The organism is Rhodoferax sp. P2_H8_2 (assembly GCF_056403235.1).
In genome coordinates this window covers 1-20,119 of record NZ_JBFUFW010000014.1, presented here as the reverse complement: position 1 = coordinate 20,119, position 20,119 = coordinate 1, and the positions used below count along the sequence as shown (strand labels likewise).

At 59.5% G+C, this 20,119-nt stretch carries 20 protein-coding genes and 1 pseudogene; 13 read left to right on the top strand and 8 right to left on the bottom strand.

The genetic code is table 11. From position 1 onward, the window contains the following. Positions 1-86: 86 nt before the first annotated feature. The 5 genes from rpsF (at position 87) to dnaB (ending at position 3,149) form a co-directional block, all read left to right on the top strand. Positions 87-452 carry a 30S ribosomal protein S6 gene (gene rpsF, locus AC1DV6_RS17980; RefSeq protein ID WP_477979892.1) on the top strand — a complete coding sequence of 122 codons (366 nt, stop codon included), beginning with the start codon at positions 87-89 and terminating at the stop codon, positions 450-452. A 23-nt stretch (positions 453-475) separates the two neighbouring features. After that, positions 476-769: a primosomal replication protein N gene (gene priB, locus AC1DV6_RS17975; RefSeq protein WP_477979890.1), complete on the top strand. Its 294-nt coding sequence runs from the start codon at positions 476-478 to the stop codon at positions 767-769. A 16-nt stretch (positions 770-785) separates the two neighbouring features. Beyond that, positions 786-1,067 (top strand): 30S ribosomal protein S18, encoded by a 282-nt coding sequence (gene rpsR, locus AC1DV6_RS17970; RefSeq protein ID WP_029708819.1) that lies wholly within the window; start codon positions 786-788, stop codon positions 1,065-1,067. Positions 1,068-1,079: 12 nt separating this feature from the next. Further along, positions 1,080-1,532: a 50S ribosomal protein L9 gene (rplI, locus tag AC1DV6_RS17965; protein ID WP_477979888.1), complete on the top strand. Its 453-nt coding sequence runs from the start codon at positions 1,080-1,082 to the stop codon at positions 1,530-1,532. A 198-nt stretch (positions 1,533-1,730) separates the two neighbouring features. Next, complete coding sequence (gene dnaB / locus AC1DV6_RS17960; RefSeq protein ID WP_477979886.1) at positions 1,731-3,149, top strand: replicative DNA helicase; 1,419 nt, start codon at positions 1,731-1,733, stop codon at positions 3,147-3,149. A gap of 96 nt (positions 3,150-3,245) precedes the next feature. On the opposite strand, the gene AC1DV6_RS17955 is transcribed toward dnaB, so the two are convergent. The 7 genes from AC1DV6_RS17955 to AC1DV6_RS17925 form a co-directional block, all read right to left on the bottom strand. Then, positions 3,246-4,448, bottom strand: coding sequence for an FAD-dependent oxidoreductase (locus tag AC1DV6_RS17955; RefSeq protein ID WP_477979884.1), 1,203 nt, complete (start codon positions 4,446-4,448; stop codon positions 3,246-3,248). Continuing rightward, positions 4,436-5,296 (bottom strand): NAD(P)H-binding protein, encoded by an 861-nt coding sequence (locus AC1DV6_RS17950; RefSeq protein ID WP_477979882.1) that lies wholly within the window; start codon positions 5,294-5,296, stop codon positions 4,436-4,438. The genes AC1DV6_RS17955 and AC1DV6_RS17950 overlap by 13 nt, the downstream gene beginning before the upstream one ends. Further along, complete coding sequence (locus AC1DV6_RS17945) at positions 5,293-5,787, bottom strand: thiol-disulfide oxidoreductase DCC family protein (RefSeq protein ID WP_477979880.1); 495 nt, start codon at positions 5,785-5,787, stop codon at positions 5,293-5,295. Before AC1DV6_RS17945 ends, AC1DV6_RS17950 begins: the two co-directional genes overlap by 4 nt. A 42-nt stretch (positions 5,788-5,829) precedes the next feature. Continuing rightward, positions 5,830-6,417 (bottom strand): GbsR/MarR family transcriptional regulator, encoded by a 588-nt coding sequence (locus tag AC1DV6_RS17940; protein WP_477979878.1) that lies wholly within the window; start codon positions 6,415-6,417, stop codon positions 5,830-5,832. A gap of 115 nt (positions 6,418-6,532) precedes the next feature. Then, entirely contained in the window at positions 6,533-8,179 is a 1,647-nt protein-coding gene (locus AC1DV6_RS17935; RefSeq protein ID WP_477979877.1) for a PhoH family protein, read from the bottom strand. A gap of 191 nt (positions 8,180-8,370) precedes the next feature. After that, entirely contained in the window at positions 8,371-8,850 is a 480-nt protein-coding gene (locus tag AC1DV6_RS17930; RefSeq protein WP_477979875.1) for a peroxiredoxin, read from the bottom strand. A gap of 135 nt (positions 8,851-8,985) precedes the next feature. After that, a complete protein-coding gene (locus tag AC1DV6_RS17925; protein ID WP_477979873.1) occupies positions 8,986-9,351 on the bottom strand; it encodes an Mth938-like domain-containing protein in 366 nt (121 codons plus the stop codon). A 112-nt stretch (positions 9,352-9,463) separates the two neighbouring features. Between AC1DV6_RS17925 and AC1DV6_RS17920 the strand changes: the two genes are divergently transcribed. From AC1DV6_RS17920 to moaD, 5 genes are all read left to right on the top strand, one after another. Then, positions 9,464-10,690, top strand: coding sequence for a pyridoxal phosphate-dependent aminotransferase (locus AC1DV6_RS17920; RefSeq protein WP_477979871.1), 1,227 nt, complete (start codon positions 9,464-9,466; stop codon positions 10,688-10,690). Positions 10,691-10,760: 70 nt separating this feature from the next. After that, the gene (locus AC1DV6_RS17915) at positions 10,761-12,107 is read left to right on the top strand and encodes a homoserine dehydrogenase (protein WP_477979869.1); all 1,347 of its coding nucleotides are present in this window, start codon (positions 10,761-10,763) and stop codon (positions 12,105-12,107) included. Further along, entirely contained in the window at positions 12,104-13,534 is a 1,431-nt protein-coding gene (gene thrC / locus AC1DV6_RS17910; RefSeq protein WP_477979867.1) for a threonine synthase, read from the top strand. Before AC1DV6_RS17915 ends, thrC begins: the two co-directional genes overlap by 4 nt. Positions 13,535-13,605: 71 nt before the next feature. Next, on the top strand, positions 13,606-14,838 hold the full coding sequence (locus AC1DV6_RS17905) for a molybdopterin molybdotransferase MoeA (RefSeq protein ID WP_477979865.1): 1,233 nt from the start codon (positions 13,606-13,608) through the stop codon (positions 14,836-14,838). A 79-nt stretch (positions 14,839-14,917) separates the two neighbouring features. Beyond that, positions 14,918-15,172 (top strand): molybdopterin converting factor subunit 1, encoded by a 255-nt coding sequence (moaD, locus tag AC1DV6_RS17900; protein WP_477979862.1) that lies wholly within the window; start codon positions 14,918-14,920, stop codon positions 15,170-15,172. Positions 15,173-15,182: 10 nt separating this feature from the next. On the opposite strand, the gene dapA is transcribed toward moaD, so the two are convergent. Next, positions 15,183-16,061: a 4-hydroxy-tetrahydrodipicolinate synthase gene (dapA, locus tag AC1DV6_RS17895; protein ID WP_477979861.1), complete on the bottom strand. Its 879-nt coding sequence runs from the start codon at positions 16,059-16,061 to the stop codon at positions 15,183-15,185. A 266-nt stretch (positions 16,062-16,327) separates the two neighbouring features. On the opposite strand from dapA, the gene AC1DV6_RS17890 reads away from it, so the two are divergent. The 3 genes and pseudogenes from AC1DV6_RS17890 to AC1DV6_RS17880 all read left to right on the top strand — a co-directional run. Further along, positions 16,328-16,828 carry a molybdenum cofactor biosynthesis protein MoaE gene (locus AC1DV6_RS17890; protein ID WP_477979859.1) on the top strand — a complete coding sequence of 167 codons (501 nt, stop codon included), beginning with the start codon at positions 16,328-16,330 and terminating at the stop codon, positions 16,826-16,828. A gap of 201 nt (positions 16,829-17,029) precedes the next feature. Then, positions 17,030-19,633: an ATP-dependent chaperone ClpB gene (clpB, locus tag AC1DV6_RS17885; protein WP_477979857.1), complete on the top strand. Its 2,604-nt coding sequence runs from the start codon at positions 17,030-17,032 to the stop codon at positions 19,631-19,633. 236 nt (positions 19,634-19,869) lie between these two features. Next, positions 19,870-20,119, top strand: a pseudogene (locus AC1DV6_RS17880) (MotA/TolQ/ExbB proton channel family protein); the annotation flags it as partial.

Here is a 20,119-nt window from a genome sequence, read left to right as displayed (position 1 = left end):
TCTTTGGCTTCGCCTTGCTGCACCTCCATTCGACGCGGAGGGCAGCTTTATCAACCCAGATGCTGGGAAATCCTCAAGGAGTATCAATGCGTCATTATGAAATCATCCTCATGATCCACCCGGATCAGAGCGAACAAGTTCCTGCGATGCTGGAACGTTACAAGGGCATGATCACCGCTGGCGGTGGCAAGATCCATCGTGTTGAAGACTGGGGCCGTCGTCAGATGGTGTACATGATCAACAAGCTGGCCAAGGCCCACTACCTGTGCGTCAACATCGAAGCCGACCAGGCTGTGATGTCCGAACTGGAACACGCGTTCAAGTTCAATGACGCTGTGTTGCGCCACCTGACCGTGCTGAAGAAAAAAGCCGACACAGGCCCTTCGTCCATGATGAAGACTGTGGAACGCGAAGACGCACGCAAGGCCCAACAGGCCGAGTACCAAGCGTAAATAACGCATTTGCCTGAAAAGGAGTGCAAGCCAACTCACTGGTTTTGAGTGCGTGTATCGCAGAGGCAGAAGCCATGCGTTACACGCCAGCAGGATTACCGGCCCTGAACATCAGTCTCGAACACGAGTCTGAAGTCTCAGAAGCAGGAGGTCCCAGAACCGTGAAGGTGGTGGTGAAAGCGGTGGCTTTCGGGGTACTGGCAGAGCGGCTTGCAAAGCAGGCCATCGGCAGTAACTGGAAGTTCAGTGGTTTTATCGCCAATGCACGACAAGGCAAAGCGGTTGTTTTCCATATTCAAGATTTTTTGCAAGACTAATTTTTAGGAGTCCATCATGCCCGGACCAAAACGTTTCAACAAAGACAAGCGCCCAAAGCGCAATACACAATCCCTGCTGTTCAAGCGCAAGCGCTTTTGCCGCTTCACCGTGACCGGTGTTGAAGAGATTGACTACAAAGACATCGACACGCTGCGTGACTTCATTGCTGAAAACGGCAAGATCATTCCCGCACGCCTGACCGGTACCCGCGCTATTTTCCAGCGCCAACTGAACACCGCTATCAAGCGCGCTCGCTTCCTGGCGATGCTGCCTTACAGCGACCAGCACAAGATCTAAGGAGCTCCGACCATGCAAATTATTCTGCTCGACAAGGTCGTGAACCTCGGCAACCTGGGCGAAATCGTCAAGGTTAAAGATGGCTATGCCCGTAACTTCCTGATCCCTTCCGGCCGTGCACGCCGTGCTACCGAATCTGCCAAGGCAGAGTTCGAAGCCAAGCGCGCTGAACTGGAAAAGATTGCCGCTGCCAAGCTGGCTGAATGCCAGGCTCTGGGCGCCAAGCTCGGTGGCACGACCATCAAGCTGACCCAAAAGGCTGGCGTAGACGGCCGTTTGTTCGGCTCCGTGACCAACTATGACATCGCTGAAGAGCTGGTCAAGGGTGGCTACAAGGTTGCCAAGGCCAATGTGCGCATGCCCAATGGCCCGATCAAGGTCACTGGCGACAGCACCGTTTCCGTGGCACTGCACACGGACGTGGTCGTCGACATCACCGTGACGGTGCTGGGCGAAACTGCCTAAATAACACTCCGGTCCGCAAGGACTGGGTTTGTTACAAAAAGCCGCAAGGGTTCGCCCTGGCGGCTTTTGTTTTTGTGGATTTTGTTTTTCCACAGGTATTCACCAGTTATCCACAAGAATTCAGCACTGTTCTTCCCAGACTTATGCGTTGCCCCGTCTTCCGGTAGCGCCTAGTATGGAGAGCTTCAAGGAAATCCCATGTCCGCCGTACTTTCTGCTGTAGACGACTACGGCCAAGACCGTCAAATTGCGCAACTGCGCGTTCCGCCCCATTCCATTGAAGGCGAATCCAGCGTGTTGGGTGGTCTGCTGCTGGACAACGGGGCCTGGGACCGTGTGGGCGACATCCTGTTCGACACGGACTTCTACCGCTACGAACACCGCCTGATCTACGGCGCTATTGGGGTGCTGGTGAACGCATCCAAGCCTGCCGATGTGATCACGGTGTACGAGCATCTGCAAAGCCAGGGCAAGGCCGAAGAAGTCGGTGGTCTGGCCTATCTGAACTCCCTGGCGCAGTACGTGCCCAGCGCCAGCAATATCCGCCGCTATGCAGAGATCGTGCGCGACCGCTCTGTGCTGCGCAAGCTGGTCAGCGCCAGTGATGAGATCGCCACCAATGCCTTCAATACGCAAGGGCGGCCGGTCGCGGACATCGTGGACGAGGCCGAGCAGAAGATCTTCAATATTGGCGAAGAAGGCTCGCGCAACAAGCAGGGCTTTCAGGGCATGGAGTCCCTGGTCGTCCAGCTGCTGGATCGCGTGCAGGAGATGGCGGACAACCCCAGTGACATCACTGGTGTGCCAACGGGCTTCTATGACCTGGACCGCAACCTGTCGGGTATGCAGGCCGGTGACCTGATCATCCTGGCGGCGCGTCCCTCGATGGGTAAGACTGCGCTGGCGATCAACATCGCCGAGCATGTGGCGTTGAACGAAGGCCTGCCCGTGGCCGTGTTCTCCATGGAAATGGGTGCTTCGCAATTGGCGGTGCGTATCGTGGGTTCGATTGGCCGCATCGACCAGGGTCACTTACGCACTGGTCGCCTGACCGACGACGAGTGGCCGCGCCTGACGGAAGCGATTGAAAAGCTGCGCACGATTTCCCTGCACATCGATGAAACCGCGGGCCTGACGGTCAGCGAGTTGCGCGCTAATGCGCGTCGCTTGGCCCGCCAGTGCGGCAAGCTCGGTTTGATCGTGGTCGATTACTTGCAGCTGATGAGCGTCTCCAGCGCCATGAGCGATGAAAACCGCGCGACGGCTGTCGGCGAAATTTCGCGCGGCCTCAAGATGCTGGCCAAGGAACTGCAATGCCCGGTGATTGCGCTGTCACAGCTGAGCCGTGGCGTGGAGTCTCGCCCCGACAAGCGTCCGATGATGAGCGACTTGCGCGAATCCGGCGCCATCGAGCAGGATGCTGACGTGATCATGTTCATCTACCGCGACGACTACTACAACAAGATGGATGGCCCCAACCCCAGCAAAGAGCCGGGTGTGGCCGAGGTCATCATCGCCAAGCAGCGTAATGGCCCAACGGGCACGACCAAGCTGGCCTTCCTGAAGCAGATCACCAAGTTTGAGAGCTTGGCCTCGGGTGGCAACGGAGACTACTGACTACTCTGCTGGCGGCTGTCCCTTGTGACGGTGAGCATTGCAAGCCTATTTTTCTTGCTACACAATTCATAGCTGCTCACGCCTGTACTACGGCCTCTACGGGCTATTTCTATCTGAAAACTGGTCCAGCTTCAATTCTCCGCCGCGCCATAGCGGTAACCACGACTGACGCACGCCGACCAGGGTCTGGCGTGAGAAATCACCCGTGATGGGCATACGGCCTGACCATGCCATCAGGCGATCACGCAGCCAGGCGATCACGCGCTGATCGGACTGGAATGCCGGGGTCAGCAAACGGCTGGCCTGGCTGTAGTAGTGTAGGTGCGGGCGCCGGCTTTGGGTGTAGCGCGCCAAGGCCTGTGCCACGCTGCTCTCACGCGCCAGACAGTTGGCCAACACCACCGCATCCAGCAACGCCAGATTGGTGCCTTGGCCCAGTTGCGGGCTGGTCGCATGGGCGGCGTCGCCAATCACCACGCAGTTGTCCGTGTGGTAGCGCGGCATGACGACGTCGTGGTAGCGCGCCCACGTCAGTTGGCCCTGCGATGTGATCTGGTCCAGCAAATTTCCGCAGGCCGGGTTCAGGGCCAGCACTTCGTCCTTGAAGGCTGCCAGACCCGCGGCTTGCCATGCCGCAAATCGATCAGCGCGCAGGCTCCAGAACAGGCTCACCACGGGTGTCTGCCCGCCCGGTGGCGTGCCGGTGGGCATGATGCCCAGCATCTGCCGGGCGGAGCGGAACCACTGCCACAGCGTGCTGCCATAGTGGTTGTCGGGATCGTCCAACACCGCCCAGACGGCACCCCAAGGGTAGACCGTGCTGCGATTGGGTAGGCCGGTCTGCTCCCGCAATTGCGAATGGGCACCGTCGGCAACGATGGTCAGATCATGCGTACTCTGCAGGGCTTTGAGGTTATTCACTTCCTGCCCAAGCTGCACTTGCACACCGCTTTGTTGCAGCAATTGCCATAGCGCATCAAACAGCACGCCGCGGTGCAGGCCAATGCCGCAGGAATCCTTGCGCCAGTCTTCGTAGCGCACATCGATCACCGGCCGCTGCGCGTGCGTCACGCCGTAGAGCTTTCGCACCGGTGCACCCTTGGCCACGACTGCATCGTGTATGCCAATTGCCTGCATCGCAGCCAAGCCACTGGGTTGAATCAGGATGCCGGCACCGACGGCGCGGGGTTCGCGGAACTTTTCGAATACGGTGACCCGGTGGCCCTGGCGTGCCAGCAAAACGGCGCTGGCCAGCCCGGCAAAGCCGGCGCCAACGATGGCGACATTCAGACGCTGCATTGCAGCGCGGTGATGGGCGAGGGCGCATGTCCCAGCCAACGTGAGGTTTCGTCTTTGTGTGGAATGGAGTTGGCTTGCAGCATGCGCACAGTGTCTATGGAAAACACGTTTTGTGGCAAGCGCGGTGCCAGCCAAGCCGTCACTTTCATCAGCCACCAAGGCATGGGTATGCGCAGTACCGGACCACGGCCTTGTTCGCGCCGGTAGTGGGCCAGCATGTCGCGGTAGCGCATGGGTGTGCCGCCCAGCTCGATGTTGCGGCGCAGCGCCTTGGGGTGCTCGGCGATATGCGCGATGCATTGCGCGACATCGCTGACCGCCATGGGCGCCACGATGGACGCACCGGGTTGCAACAGGCCAGGCAGCACCTGCACAGGCAAGCTGGCCAGCCAGCGAAACAGACGTGTGCTTGGGCAGTTGGTGTCGACCAGGAGGCTGGGGCGCACGATCGCGTAGTCCACGCTGTGTTGTGCCAGAGCCAGTTCGCCTGCCAGTTTGCTGGCCATGTAGGAGCCGGCAATGCCGGTTCCCACACCCAGTGCCGAGACGTGGATCAGGCGGGCCACACGCTCCTTTTCACAGGCGCCCGCCAGGGCAGCCACGGCCTGATGGTGGACCGTGTCAAAGTGGTTGCCGTCGCGCTCGATCAGTATGCCAATCGTGTTGATCACAATGTCCGCGCCGCGAACCACGCTGCGCAGGGCTTCCACCTGGTCGTCATACCGAAAGTCCACGGCAACGTCGCAGGCGTGGCGCCCGGCACGTGTGACGTGGTGGCCGCGTGCGGCCATTTGCAGCGCGACTGCATTGCCCAGCAGTCCGCTGGCGCCCAAGACGGTGATGTTCATGGTGATTCGCTCCTATCTGGCAAGACGCAAGTTCCTTGGTGGCAGCTTTGCATGTGGCGTACCGCGCGTGCGGCGGCAATGCGGGTAATCAGCGGCATCGCGAGCTTTGAGAAGGCGTAGCGGTTACGGGCAAAGGCCGCATAGACGACCCGCCACACGGGTTGCAACCAGTGCCAGCCGAGCGGCCGGGCCACGTGGTGCAAGCCAGCAGCGGCGTAGGCCAGCCGTATGACCTCCACCCCTCGCACCAGACTGCCATCCGGGCGAACCGCATGGATGATGGCCTGCATGTCGGCCACGCTTGCGTGGTTGCCAACCCAAGGGGCGGGATCAAAGCCCGGGGCAGCAATATCAACAAACCGGAGCTTGCTGTCGCCATTGCGTTCGGCGAGGTGGCGCATCTCCAGCAGACACACCGGGCAGTTGCCGTCGTACAGCAGCGTCAGCGGATAGTTGGCTGGCTCGTCGAGTTGGTATTTATTTACAGTCATTTCAGTATAAACAGAAATAAAAAGTCAAAAAAATGGGCGCACTCAAGGGCCAATCATCGACCCCATGGCATTGACCCGGGTTTGCGCATCGTCGGCCACGGCCACGCTTTCTCCGCGCAACAGCTTTTGTATCTTGGCACCCAGCTTCAGTACCTTGGCTAGGGTCTCGGTGTCCAGGCGCAGCATCTCTTCGCTCCAGCCACTCAATGCTTCCAGCATGGTTAGCATTTCCTTGATGCGGGCCGCGCGCTCCAGACCGTCCACCATCAGCTCCGGGTCGTTCAGCAATTCCTTTAGCAGGGCGGTGGTAGGGGCAATCTCGCGCTCCTGGCGCTCGCGCACAATGGTGCGGGTCAATTCCCAGATGTCAGTGCCGGTTTCAAAATGGTCGCGACGGTCGCCCATCACATGCACGACCTTGACCAGGTTCCAGCTTTGCAATTCGCGCAGGCTGTTGCTGACATTGCTGCGGGCAACCGCCAGTGTTTCTGCAATCTCGTCAGCGGGCAGCGGTTTGCCATGCAGGTACAGCAAGGCATGGATTTGCGCTACGGTGCGGTTGACGCCCCAGCGTGTGCCCATTTCGCCCCAGTGGAGGACGAAGCGTTGCGAAGTGCTGCTGAGTTCCATGGCTTTATATTAGTAATTTCTTTTATTTCTGTCAATACAGAAATAAACATGGCGGTGAAATAAAAAGGGGCACAACGCGCTGCGTGTGCCCCTATATGTGGGAGTGAAGCGCTAGTTAGAGAACTTCGCTCGCAAAGTCCGCCAGCCGCGAACGTTCGCCGCGTGCCAGCGTGATGTGCCCACCGTGTGGCCAGCCCTTGAAGCGGTCTACTGCAAACGTCAGGCCGGAGGAACCTTCGGTCAGGTAGGGGGTATCGATTTGCGCGAGGTTGCCCATGCAGATGATCTTGGTGCCTGGGCCTGCGCGCGTGATCAGCGTCTTCATCTGTTTGGGCGTCAGGTTTTGCGCTTCGTCGATGATCAGGTACTTGTTCAGGAACGTCCGGCCGCGCATGAAGTTCATGCTCTTGATCTTGATGCGGCTGCGGATCAGCTCGTTGGTAGCCGCGCGGCCCCATTCGCCGGCGCTGGTCTCGGTTTTGCCCAAGGCTTCCAGGTTGTCATCCAGCGCGCCCATCCATGGGCCCATCTTTTCTTCTTCGGTGCCGGGCAGAAAACCGATGTCTTCGCCGACGCTGACGGTAGCGCGGGTCACGATGATCTCGGTGTAGCGGCGGTCGTCCAGCACCTGGGTCAAACCGGCGGCCAATGCCATCAGCGTCTTGCCGGTACCTGCAGTACCGGTCAGCGTCACAAAGTCCACTTCCGGGTCCATCAGCAGGTTCATCGCGAAGTTCTGCTCGCGGTTGCGGGTGGTGATGCCCCATACGGCGTTCTTCAGGTGGTTGAAGTCACGCAGCGTCTTCAACACGGCTGTCGTACCGCGGATTTCGGTCACGCGGGCGTACAGGCTGGGCTCACCGGGCGACTCGAAGTAGACGAATTGGTTGATCAGCATGTTCGGAACGGCCGGCCCATCCACCTTATAGAAGGTGTGTTGCCCGGATTGCCAGCTTTCGACTTTCTGTCCATGGGTAGCCCAGAAATCAGACGGCAAGGCCATCGAGCCAGAGTACAGCAGGTCGCCGTCTTCCAGCGTCTTGTCGTTCTGGTAGTCGTCGGTTGCCAAGCCCAGGGCACGCGCCTTGACGCGCATATTGATGTCCTTGGACACCAGCACCACTTCGCGCGGTGCAAACTTCTGGCGCAGCGCCTCAACGACGCCCAGGATCTGGTTGTCGGCCTTGCCCTGGGGCAGGCTGGCGGGCAGGTGGTAGTCCAGCGCCTGGGTCTGGAACATCAGCTTGCCACCGGCATCCTTGTGGCCGGTGCTGTCGAGCATGAAGCCCGCAGTGATATCGGCGCCGGGAGCGCCAGCCAGGGTGTCCAGCGTGCGGCTGGTCTGGCGCGCGTTGCGGGCTACTTCGGTCATGCCTTTTTTGTGGCCGTCCAGCTCTTCCAGAACGATCATCGGCAGGTAGATGTCATGTTCTTCAAAGCGGAAAAGGCACATCGGGTCGTGCAACAGGACATTGGTGTCCAGCACGAAGAGCTTGGACGGGCCGCTGCGCGCGCGTTTGCGACCGCGAGATTGGGTTTTGGTGTTGTCTACACGGGTGGGTTCGGAGACCAGCACCAGTTCCGGTTTGCTCTTGGAGCCCCGGGCCTCTACAGGCGCCAGTACAGGAACTGCGTGTATGGCGGGAGGGGGAGGCGGGGTTTCATCCTTGCGGGTTGCACGTTTGGGTGTACGGGCTACGGCGTCGTACGCTTTGGCGGAGAGTTGATCAGCGCGTTTGGTCGGTGCGGGGGGCAGAGGCATGGATGGATGGGTACCTGGGTGGTGGGTCAATGAACATTGGGTTTGCAAAAGCGAAAAAGCCGCCTTGAGCCAAGGCGGCTTTTTTAGTGAGCGCGGTTGCGAAACTCAACGGCATGCAAATGATTATGCATGAGCGCTGTGACAGCGCTATAGGGTGTGTGCCAAAACAACACACAGCCCCAAAAGGGCTATCAGGCTGCCTTTTTATTGAGTGCCTTGACGGCCTTCAGGACGTCATCGACGTGACCCGGAACCTTCAGGCCGCGCCATTCTTCTTTCAGCAGGCCATCGGCGCCTACCAGGAAGGTGCTGCGCTCAATGCCCTTGACCTTCTTGCCGTACATGATCTTGTTCTTGACCACGCCGAACATGTGGCACATTTTTTCTTCGGTGTCGGCAATCAGTTCGAACGGCAGTTCCAGCTTGGCTTTGAACTCATCGTGGGACTTCATGTTGTCGCGGGACACGCCAAAAACGGCGGCGCCGGCTTTGGCGAAATCCTTGTATTTGTCACGGAACTGCATGGCTTCCGTGGTGCAGCCAGGGGTGTTGTCCTTGGGGTAGAAGTACAAAACCATGGTTTTGCCAACGTGGCTGGTGTTGGAGACTTTGATGCCGCCGGTGGCGTTGGCTTCAAATTCGGGGAGGGGTTTGTTGACAACTATCGCCATATGTTTTGTGAGTCTCGCGTGCTGGGTGTCTCGGTCATGGTGAAAGCTGTCAGCGTGACAGGGCTTTGTGCCGTCGACCGCAACCCGTGATTTTACTCTGAAAAGCGGCGTAAACCGAGTTCGGGTTACTCCGGGTTACAACAGAAGTGCTGCGACGACCTTGCGCCCTTCGGCGGCCAGAAAGTTGTAAGTACGGCAGGCAGCCTGCGTATCCATGGTTTCCACGCCAATACGCTTGGCATACAAAGCCTGTAGCCAGGCCGGGTTGGGGAAGCGGATGCGTTCGCCGCTGCCAAACACGACCAGCTCGCAGTCCAGTTCGGCCAGTTGGTCGAAATGCTGCTGGGTCAGTTCCTCGAAGCTGGCGCAGTTCCAGGCAAAGCGCTGTCCGTTAGGGGGCAGGACGATGCTGGAAGTCACCTGCTCGCCATTGACGGCGACCCAGCCTGGTCCATAACCCGTGATCGAGGGGCCATTGGTGGCATCCGGTTGGAGTTTCATGCGTGGTACGAGCGAAAAGAGGGCTGAATTGAATGTTGCAGTGCACTAAGTCTGTGCGGAACTGTGGTCAAATTATAGGTTTCGCCCTGTACTGAACGCTCCCGGAGGGACTTTGAAAACCATTCAGAAATCTGCCAAGCTCGCCAATGTGCTCTATGACGTGCGGGGTCCGATTGTGGACGCGGCGAAGAAGATGGAAGATGAGGGCCAAAAGATTATCAAGCTCAACATCGGCAATCTGGCGCCGTTTGGTTTTGATGCCCCTGAAGAAATCCAGCAAGACATGATCCGCAACCTGCCCAATTCGGCAGGTTATTCGGACAGCAAGGGCATCTTTGCAGCGCGCAAGGCGGTGATGCATTACAGCCAACAGCAGGGCATTGCAGGTGTCACCCTGGACGACATTTATCTCGGCAATGGCGCGAGCGAGCTGATCGTGATGGCGTCGAACGCGCTTTTAGACGATGGCGATGAACTGCTGGTACCGTCTCCCGACTACCCGCTGTGGACTGCGGCAACCAGCCTGTCGGGCGGCAAGCCCGTGCACTACCAGTGCGATGAAGAAAACGGCTGGATGCCCAGCCTCTCGGATATCCGCGCCAAGATCACGCCCAAGACCCGCGGCATTGTGGTCATCAACCCCAACAACCCCACCGGCGCGCTGTACAGCGACGATTTGCTGCGTGGCATCGTAGCGATTGCGCGCGAGTTTGAGCTGGTGATCCTCGCTGATGAGGTGTATGACAAGGTGTTGTACGAAGGCGTGCGCCACACCGCGATTGCCAGCCTGTCCACCGACGTATTGACGTTGACCTTTAACTCGCTGTCCAAGGCCTACCGCTCCTGCGGTTATCGCGCTGGCTGGATGATTCTGTCCGGCCCCAAGGACCACGCGCGCGATTTCATTGAAGGCCTGAACATGCTGGCCAATCTGAAGCTGGGCTCCAATGTGCCCGGCCAGTACGCCATCCAGACCGCCTTGGGCGGCTACCAAAGTATCCAGGACTTGGTCAAAGAGGGCGGCCGTCTGCGCCGCCAGCGCGACCTGGCCTATGAGTTGATTACCGCAATTCCCGGTGTGACCTGCGTGAAGCCACAAGCTGCGCTGTATATGTTCCCGCGTCTGGACCCCACGATCTATCCGATCGAAGACGACCGTCAGTTCTTTCTGGAGCTGCTGCGCGAAACCCGCGTGATGCTGGTGCAGGGCACCGGCTTCAACTGGCGCGCACCAGACCATTTCCGCATTGTGTTCCTGCCCCACGAAGATGATTTGCGCGAGGCCATCGGCCGTATCGCACGCTTCCTGGAGAGTTACCGCAAGCGGCATGCAAAGTGACTGCTCTTTAATTGATAGCTGCTTGCACACGTTTTGCGCAGGCTGCAGGCCTTTTTGATCTGAAAACTGTATGAAACCGATTCAAGTGGGCGTGATGGGTCTTGGCACCGTGGGCAGCGGTGTGTTCGACGTTCTGCAACGCAACCAGGAAGAAATCAAGCGCCGCGCGGGCCGTGGCATTGAAGTGACCATGGTGTCGCGCCGCAACACCGCGCTGGCACAGGCTGTGGTGGGTGACAAAGCGAAAGTAGTAGCTGACGCACGCGAGATTATTCGCAACCCTGACATCGACATCGTCGTCGAGCTGATCGGCGGCTACACGCTGGCCAAAGAGCTGGTGCTCGAAGCCATCGCTGCGGGCAAGCATGTGGTCACCGCCAACAAGGCGCTGCTGGCCGTGCACGGTACCGAAATTTTTGCGGCGGCGTCGGCGAAGGGTGTGATGGTGGCTTTTGAGGCTGCGGTGGCCGGTGGCATTCCCATCATCAAGGCCCTGCGCGAAGGCCTCACCGCCAACCGCATCCAATGGATTGCGGGCATCATCAACGGCACGACCAACTTCATCCTGTCCGAGATGCGCGACAAGGGGCTGGACTTTGATGTGGTGCTGAAAGAGGCGCAGCGCCTGGGCTACGCCGAGGCGGACCCGACGTTTGACATTGAAGGCGTGGACGCCGCGCACAAGCTGACGCTCATGTCGGCGATTGCGTTTGGCATTCCGGTGCAGTTCGACAAAGCTTATATCGAAGGCATCACCAAACTGGGCGCGGCCGACATCAAGTACGCCGAACAGCTGGGCTATCGCATCAAGCTTTTGGGCATCACCAAGCGCACCGCAGCAGGCGTGGAATTGCGTGTGCACCCCACGCTGATTCCTGCCAAGCGATTGATCGCCAATGTCGAAGGCGCGATGAATGCTGTGGTTGTCAACGGCGACGCCGTGGGCACCACGCTGTACTACGGCAAGGGCGCGGGCTCCGAGCCGACCGGCAGTGCGGTAATTGCGGATCTGGTTGACATCACCCGCCTGCACACCGCCAACGCAGCACAGCGCGTGCCGCATCTGGCTTTCCAGCCCAACAGCATGCGCGATACGCCGGTGCTGCCCATGGGCGAGGTGGTGACGAGCTACTACCTGCGTTTGCGCGTGGCAGACCAGACTGGCGTGTTGGCGATGGTGACCGGCCTCTTGGCGTCTGCCGACATCAGCATCGATGCGATGCTGCAGCGCGAAGCCGATGAGGTCAGCGGTGAGGGCACAGGACCGAACGGGACACGTGGCGTCCCACAGACCGACCTCATTATCCTGACGCATGACTGCCAGGAAGCCCGCATGGACAAGGCGCTGGCGCTGATGCAGTCGCTACCGACGGTGCTGGCTCCGATTGTGCGTATCCGCAAGGAAGAGCTGGCATGAAGTACCTCTCTACCCGTGGCCACGCCGACCGCAAACGCTTCTGCGAAATCCTGCTCGAAGGCCTGGCGCCTGATGGCGGTTTGTATTTGCCCGAGAGCTACCCGCAGATTGACGATGCGACGCTGACCAAGCTGCGCAAGGTCTACCACGAGCAGGGTTACGCCGAGCTGGCGTTTGAAGTGCTGTCGCTGTACATCGACGACATCCCCGCTTCCGACCTGCGCGCGCTGTGCGCCAAGACCTATACCGCCGAAGTGTTTGGCACCGGTGAGATCGTGCCGCTGCGTCACCTGGAAGATGGTGTCTGGATTGAAGCCTTGTCCAACGGTCCGACGCTGGCGTTCAAGGACATGGCGATGCAGTTGCTGGGCAACCTGTTCGAGTACGAATTAGGCCGCCGTGGCGAAGAGCTGAACATCCTGGGAGCCACCTCCGGCGACACCGGCAGCGCTGCGGAATACGCGATGCGCGGCAAGAAGGGAGTGCGCGTTTTCATGACTAGTCCGCACGGCCGCATGAGCCCGTTCCAGCAGGCGCAAATGTTCAGCCTGATGGACGCCAACATCTACAACATCGCAGTCAAGGGCGTGTTCGACGATTGCCAGGACATGGTTAAGGCCGTGTCCAATGATCTGGACTTCAAGCGCAAATACAAGATCGGCACGGTCAACTCCATCAACTGGGCGCGTTTGCTGGCACAGGTGGTCTATTACTTTGCGGGCTACATTCAGGCGACCGAGAGCAACACGCAGAAGGTCAGCTTCACAGTGCCATCGGGCAATTTCGGTAACGTCTGCGCAGGACATGTGGCGCGCATGATGGGCCTGCCGATTGACAAGCTGGTAGTCGCCACCAACGAGAACGACGTGCTCGACGAGTTCTTCCGCACCGGCGTCTACCGCGTGCGCGGCAGTGCCGATACACACGAGACTTCTAGCCCGTCGATGGACATTTCCAAGGCAAGCAACTTCGAGCGCTTTGTGTTTGATTTGCTGGGCCGTGATGGTGCGCGCACGAAAGCTTTGTTTTCCGATGCCATCAGCAAGGATGGCCGATTCGATCTCAGCAAAGACGCAGCGTTTGCGCAGGCCGCCATCCGCTACGGTTTTGTCAGCGGCAAGAGCACGCACGCCGACCGCCTTGCGACCATTCGCGAGACATGGGAGCGCCACGGCATGATGATCGACACGCACACTGCCGACGGCTTGAAAGTGGCTTTGGAGTTGCGCCGCGCTGACGTGCCTATGGTGGTTTTGGAAACTGCATTGCCGATCAAGTTTGCAGAGACGGTGCAAGAGGCGCTGGGCCGTGCGCCGGATCGTCCGGCCAAGTTTGAAGGCATTGAAGCTCTCCCCAAGCGCGTGCAGGTGATGGATGCAGACGTGGCGGCCGTCAAAGCCTTGATCGCCAAGGAATGCGGATATTGAGTGCCAAATAGGCCGCTCGCGCGCATGGAACGTGCGTAAGCAGCTATACAAACAGTAGCAACTGGAAATCCATGAACGCAAGCACCCGGCCACCCCTGATGCCTCTGGATGATGCGCTGGCCCAATTGCTGGCGAGTGTTCAACCGCTGGGCGCCAGCGAATCCGTTCAAACGATGAATGCTGACGGACGCGTGCTGGCTGTGGATGTTGTGTCGGCTTTGCATGTGCCGCCGCAGGACAACAGTTCCATGGACGGCTACGCGGTTCGTAGTGCTGACGTGACCGAGCCTGGCGTCGTTTTGCAAGTGACCCAGCGCATTGCGGCAGGCACCAGTGGCCAGCCGCTTCAGCCTTTGAGCGCAGCGCGCATCTTCACCGGAGCACCGATCCCGCCTGGCGCTGACGCGGTGGTGATGCAGGAGGACTGCGAGGTCGTTAATGCAGGTGGTGTGCGCGTGAACGCGGTGCCGACAATGGGGCAGTGGATTCGCCGTGCGGGCGAAGACATCGCACAGGGCGCGGTGATCCTGCGCGCGGGTCAGCGTCTTGGGCCTGCTGAATTGGGGCTGGCTGCCAGCATTGGTTTGGACGCACTGAGCGTGGCACAGCGTCCGCGCGTGGCGCTATTTTCTACTGGCGACGAACTGGTAATGCCCGGCGAGAAAGCGCCGCAGGATATGCCGCCCGGCGCCATCTACAACTCCAACCGTTTTTTCCTGAGCAGTCTGTTGCGCCGCATGGGCTGCGACGTGACCGACTTCGGCATCGTGCCCGATCAGCGCGCTGCGACGGAAACTGCGTTGCAAAAGGCAGCAGCCGGCCACGATCTGATCCTCACCAGCGGCGGTGTATCGGTGGGCGAGGAAGACCATATCAAGCCTGCGGTGCAGGCACTTGGTACGCTGGACCTGTGGCAGATCGCGATCAAACCGGGCAAACCGTTTGCGCATGGCCGCATCGGCGCGGCGCACTTTATCGGTCTGCCCGGCAACCCGGTCTCCAGCTTCGTGACTTTCCTGTTGCTGGTGCGGCCTTTCCTGCTGAAACTGCAAGGCGTTGAGCAGATTGCTATGAAAACAGTAGCTTCTCGCGCCGACTTCTCGTGGCCCCGGGCCGATAAACGCCGTGAATTCCTGCGGGTACGCCGCAACGGCGACGGCGGATTGGATCTGTTTCCCAACCAAAGCTCGGGAGTGTTGACATCTACCGTCTGGGGCGATGGCCTGGTCGACAACCCCAGCGGCTGCACGATTGCTCCTGGCGACAGCGTGCAGTTTGTCTCCTTTGCGGAATTGCTGGCATGAACATTTGCCCCCACGCTCCCCACTTCGTGTGGTTGCTGCCCCCCGAGGGGGCCGCTTTTCATCTTGGGGCGGCCCAGCAATGAAAAGAGTCACCGTCAAATACTTCGCATCGATCCGCGAAGCGCTGGGGCAGGGCAGTGAGTCAGTAGATACGCAAGCTGGCACCTTGCAAGCCTTGCGCGACGAGTTGCTGGCGCGTGGTGGCGCGTATGCCACCGCCCTGGCACGTGGCAAGGCGGTGCGCATGGCGCTTAACCAAGTGATGAGCGAAGAATCTGCCGCCTTGGTACACGGCGCTGAAATCGCCTTCTTTCCCCCAGTCACTGGCGGCTGATTCGCCTTCGTTAGTTGCGCTCGGCGTCCAGGTAAAGCGCGAGCAGCTTTTTGATACCTGCGGCCGTCGCGGTTGTCATTGGCGAGCGCAGTTCGTTGTGAACCAACCCGAGATCCGCCAACACTGCCTTCAATGGGCCCGGGTTGGGCTCTGCAAACAGTGCGCTGATCAGTGGCTGTAGCGGGCGCCACAACGCGCGGGCCTGCTGCAAGTTGCCGGACGTGATCCGTTCCATCACACGCACGAACTGCCCAGTATGCAAATGCGCGCAGGCCGCAATGGCACCCGCACCGCCCAGTGCGAAAGTGTTGAAGAGCTGTGCATCTTCTCCGGCCAGCACCTGCAACTGCCCGTCGGCTATCAACGCCTGCGTCTTGGCTGCATCTCCGCCGCAGTCCTTAATGGCCCGTATCCGGGGATGGCGTGCCAGTGCCTGCATCGTTTCCAGCGTCATCGTGACGCCGGTGCGGTATGGAATGTCGTACACGATCAGCGGTACCGTGCTGGCGTCGGCGATGGCCGTGAACCATTGCAGTACGCCGTCCTGTGACGGGCGGATGTAGTGCGGCGGTGGCACCAGTATTCCGGCCAACGGCCGACCTGCCAGTGCTTGAACCCAAGCCACGGTATCGGGCAGGTGGTAGCCCGACAGCCCCATGACCACGGGTAACCCACCGGCCGCATGTAGCACCGTATCCAGCACGGCCAACTGTTCAGGTTTATTTAGAGCTGCGGCCTCGCCGGTGGAACCACACACGACGAAGCCGGCAATGCCGGTGGCGCGCAAGTGCCGCACAAGACGGGCGAGGGCAGGGTGGTCTACCGCTCCGTTAGAAAAAGGGGTGATCAGGGGAATCCACAGCCCCGAGAAGTTGCTGAAAGTTGGCACGCGTTTGTCCTTTAGAAAGCATGACCGATGAATGAACCATCGTCAGAGGCGCGCGGGACAGCAAAACGGGGGTGGGGTCTGGCAGTTCCATCGCTCATCCGAGGACGGAACCGCAGCTCCGGTCAGATGAGCTTTGGCTTTTTGGATTTGCTGGCGTTCATAGCAGACGCCAACGCACCGGAGAGGGCGAAGGCGAGGGCGATGGACATGGCAGCAAACATGCACTCATCTTAACGGGGCGCGGCAGACGGTGCCACAATTCCGGCATGGACCGTTCCGCATTTGCTACACATCGAGTGACCATCCAGACCGCAGACTTTGACCTTAGCGCCGAGTTGGCGGCACTGCGTGCGGGTGACCCGCGCGTAGGTGCGGTGTGCAGCTTCATCGGCACCGTGCGTGACCGAACCGCGGGTGGTCCATGCGACATCAGCGCAATGGAGCTGGAGCATTACCCTGGCATGACCGAGAAGGCCATCGATGCCATGATTGACGAGGCGTTCGAACGCTTTGATATTTTGGGTGCACGAGTGATCCACCGCGTGGGCCTGTTGCAGCCACTGGACCAGATCGTGCTGGTGGCTGTGACATCGGCGCATCGCGGCGAGAGCTTTCAGGCATGCGAGTTTTTGATGGACTATTTGAAGACGCAGGCACCATTCTGGAAGAAGGAAACCACGCCGCAAGGTGCGCAGTGGGTGGATGCGCGGGTTAGCGATGATGCTGCTTTGGCCAAGTGGGGCATTACGGTATCCAACTTCGGTTGAACTTCTGTTGTGGCGTCGGCCAGAGAAGGGAATGCCGGGTGCCTCATGGTGCCAAACGCGCACAAATCGGCCCCCGGCATTCCCTTCTCCTGCTTACTTGATGTGTGTCAACCTGTCACTTGAAACTACCTTTGCGTGCGGTGTCGCACTTGAAATTTGCGGCTGTTGCCCCCAAGCTTGGTAGCAATCAAGGAAATAGCCATGCGAATCGAAAAACTCACCACCAAATTTCAGGAAGCTCTGGGCGAAGCCCAGACACTGGCGCTGAGCAATGACAACCAGTACATCGAGCCAGTCCACGTATTGGCCGCGATGATCCGGGTGGACGATGGCCCCAAAGCGCTGATGAACCGCGCGGGCGTCAATGTGGCGGGTTTGCTCGCCGCCGCTGAGGCTGCTGTCAAACGCCTCCCCCAAGTTCAAGGCCATGAGCAGGTGACAGTCGGGCGTGACATGGTCACGCTGTTGCAGGCTGCGGAGAAAGAGGCGATCAAGCGCAACGACCAGTTTGTCGCTGGCGAGTTGTTTCTGTTGGCATTGACGGACAGCAAGTTGGATATTGGCAACCTCGTTCGGGCCAATGGCCTGACGCGCAAGAGCCTGGAAGCGGCTATTCAAGCAGTGCGTGGCGGCCAAAACGTGGACAGCGCTGATGCCGAAGACCAGCGCGAGTCGCTGAAGAAATACTGCATTGATCTGACCGAACGTGCCCGCATGGGCAAGCTAGACCCGGTGATCGGCCGCGATGATGAGATCCGCCGCGCGATTCAGGTGCTGCAACGCCGTACCAAGAACAACCCCGTACTAATCGGCGAGCCCGGTGTCGGCAAGACCGCCATCGTTGAGGGTTTAGCACAGCGCATCGTGGCTGGCGAAGTGCCCGATTCGCTGAAGGGCAAACGCGTGTTGTCGCTCGATATGGCCTCGCTGCTGGCTGGTGCCAAGTTCCGTGGTGAGTTTGAAGAGCGCCTGAAAAATGTGTTGAAGGATCTGGCCAAGGACGAAGGTCAGACCATCGTGTTTATTGACGAGCTGCACACCATGGTGGGCGCGGGCAAGGCGGAGGGCGCGATGGATGCGGGCAATATGCTCAAGCCGGCACTGGCGCGTGGCGAGTTGCACTGCGTGGGCGCGACCACACTGGATGAATACCGCAAGTACATCGAAAAAGACGCTGCGCTGGAGCGTCGCTTCCAGAAGATTCTGGTGGGTGAGCCCACGGTGGAAGCTACCATCGCCATCTTGCGTGGCCTGAAAGAGCGCTACGAAGTGCACCACGGCGTGGATATCACCGACCCCGCCATCGTGGCCGCGGCCGAGTTGAGCCACCGCTACATCACTGACCGTTTCCTTCCCGACAAGGCCATCGATTTGATCGACGAAGCGGCCAGCAAGATCAAGATCGAACTGGACTCCAAGCCCGAAGTCATGGACAAGCTGGATCGCCGTTTGATCCAGTTGCAGATCGAGCGCGAAGCCGTGAAGCGCGAGAAAGACGATGCATCCCGCAAGCGTCTGGAGTTGATCAACGACGAGATCAAGAGTCTGCAAAAGGAAATCGCCGATCTGGACGAAATCTGGAAAGCCGAGAAGGCCACAGCGCAGGGCAGCGCCCAAGTACGTGAAGAAATCGACAAGCTGCGTCAGCAGATTGATGCACTGACGCGCAAGGGCGATTTGGCCAAGGTGGCCGAGCTGCAATACGGCAAGCTGCCCGAGCTGGAAAAGAGCCTGAAAGAGGCACAGGACAAGGAAGCGGGCAAGGCCAAGGGCGGGCAGGGCGCAGCGCGCCAGCTGCTGCGCACGCAAGTGGGCGCCGAAGAGATCGCCGAGGTGGTGAGCCGCGCCACCGGCATCCCTGTGTCCAAGATGATGCAGGGCGAAAAAGACAAACTGCTGCAAATGGAAACCAAGCTGCACGACCGCGTGGTCGGGCAGGACGAAGCCATTGCAGCCGTGGCCAACGCCATCCGCCGTTCACGTTCGGGTTTGAGTGATCCGAATCGCCCGACCGGCTCCTTCCTGTTCCTTGGCCCCACGGGCGTAGGCAAGACCGAGCTGTGCAAGGCACTGGCGGGCTTCCTGTTTGATAGCGAGGATCACCTGATCCGCATCGACATGAGCGAGTTCATGGAGAAGCACTCTGTGGCCCGCCTGATCGGCGCGCCTCCGGGCTATGTAGGGTACGAGGAGGGCGGCTATTTAACAGAGGCTGTGCGGCGCAAGCCCTATGCGGTGTTGCTGTTAGACGAAGTCGAGAAGGCACACCCCGATGTGTTCAACGTGCTGTTGCAGGTGCTGGACGATGGCCGCCTGACCGATGGCCAGGGTCGCACCGTGGACTTCAAGAACACCGTGATCGTGATGACCAGCAATATCGGCAGCCATCTGATCCAGAGCATGGTCGGCCAGGACAGTGAGGACATCAAGGACGCCGTGACCGGCGAGCTGAAGAACCACCTCCGCCCTGAATTCCTGAACCGTATCGATGAGACGGTAGTGTTCCACGCGCTGGACGCGGCCAACATCGCAGCTATTGCCAAGATCCAGCTGCAAATCCTGATGGCCCGCTTGGCCAAGATGGATCTGGCATTGGTGGTGAGCGATGCCGCCGTGGCGGAACTGGCCAAAGTGGGCTTCGATCCCGTTTTCGGTGCGCGACCGCTGAAGCGCGCTATCCAGCAGCGCATCGAGAACCCGCTGTCCAAGCTTCTCTTGGAGGGAAAGTTCGCGCCCAAGGAGACAATTCAGGTGGGTGTGGACCCGATTTTGGCGCCTGGCCAGTTTCACTTTCAAAAAGGCTGACCTTTTGCTCCGGTGCTGGTGGCCTGGGGTTAAGGGTAATCACTTAGTTATCGCTTTGTAACTCGAAATTACCTGTAAATTTCACAGGGCAGCCTTCAACTTTTGTCAGTTCTGGGCGTTGTCGCACTTAGTTTTCGCTAATTCACCATTAGAATCCGCGGTTGCTTCAATTGGGCGGTGATGTGCCGATCCAATCACCGCTAACCACCGTAGAAATTGCATCGAAAGGATACATAGTGCAAGTCAAATTTGCCCGTTTCATCGCCTCCTGCGCACTGGCGCTGGGAGCCCTGCTGCCCGTAGTGCCTGGTATGGCTCCAGTGGCCCAAGCGCAAACCGCTGCACCTGCGACCGCTGCGGTAGCCGCACCTGCTGCTAAAGAAGCTGCAGAAAACCCCTACGGCATTGAAGCCCTGTGGAAGACCTCCGACGTCGTGGCCAAGACCGTTCTGATCATGCTGCTGATCATGAGCGTCTCCAGCTGGT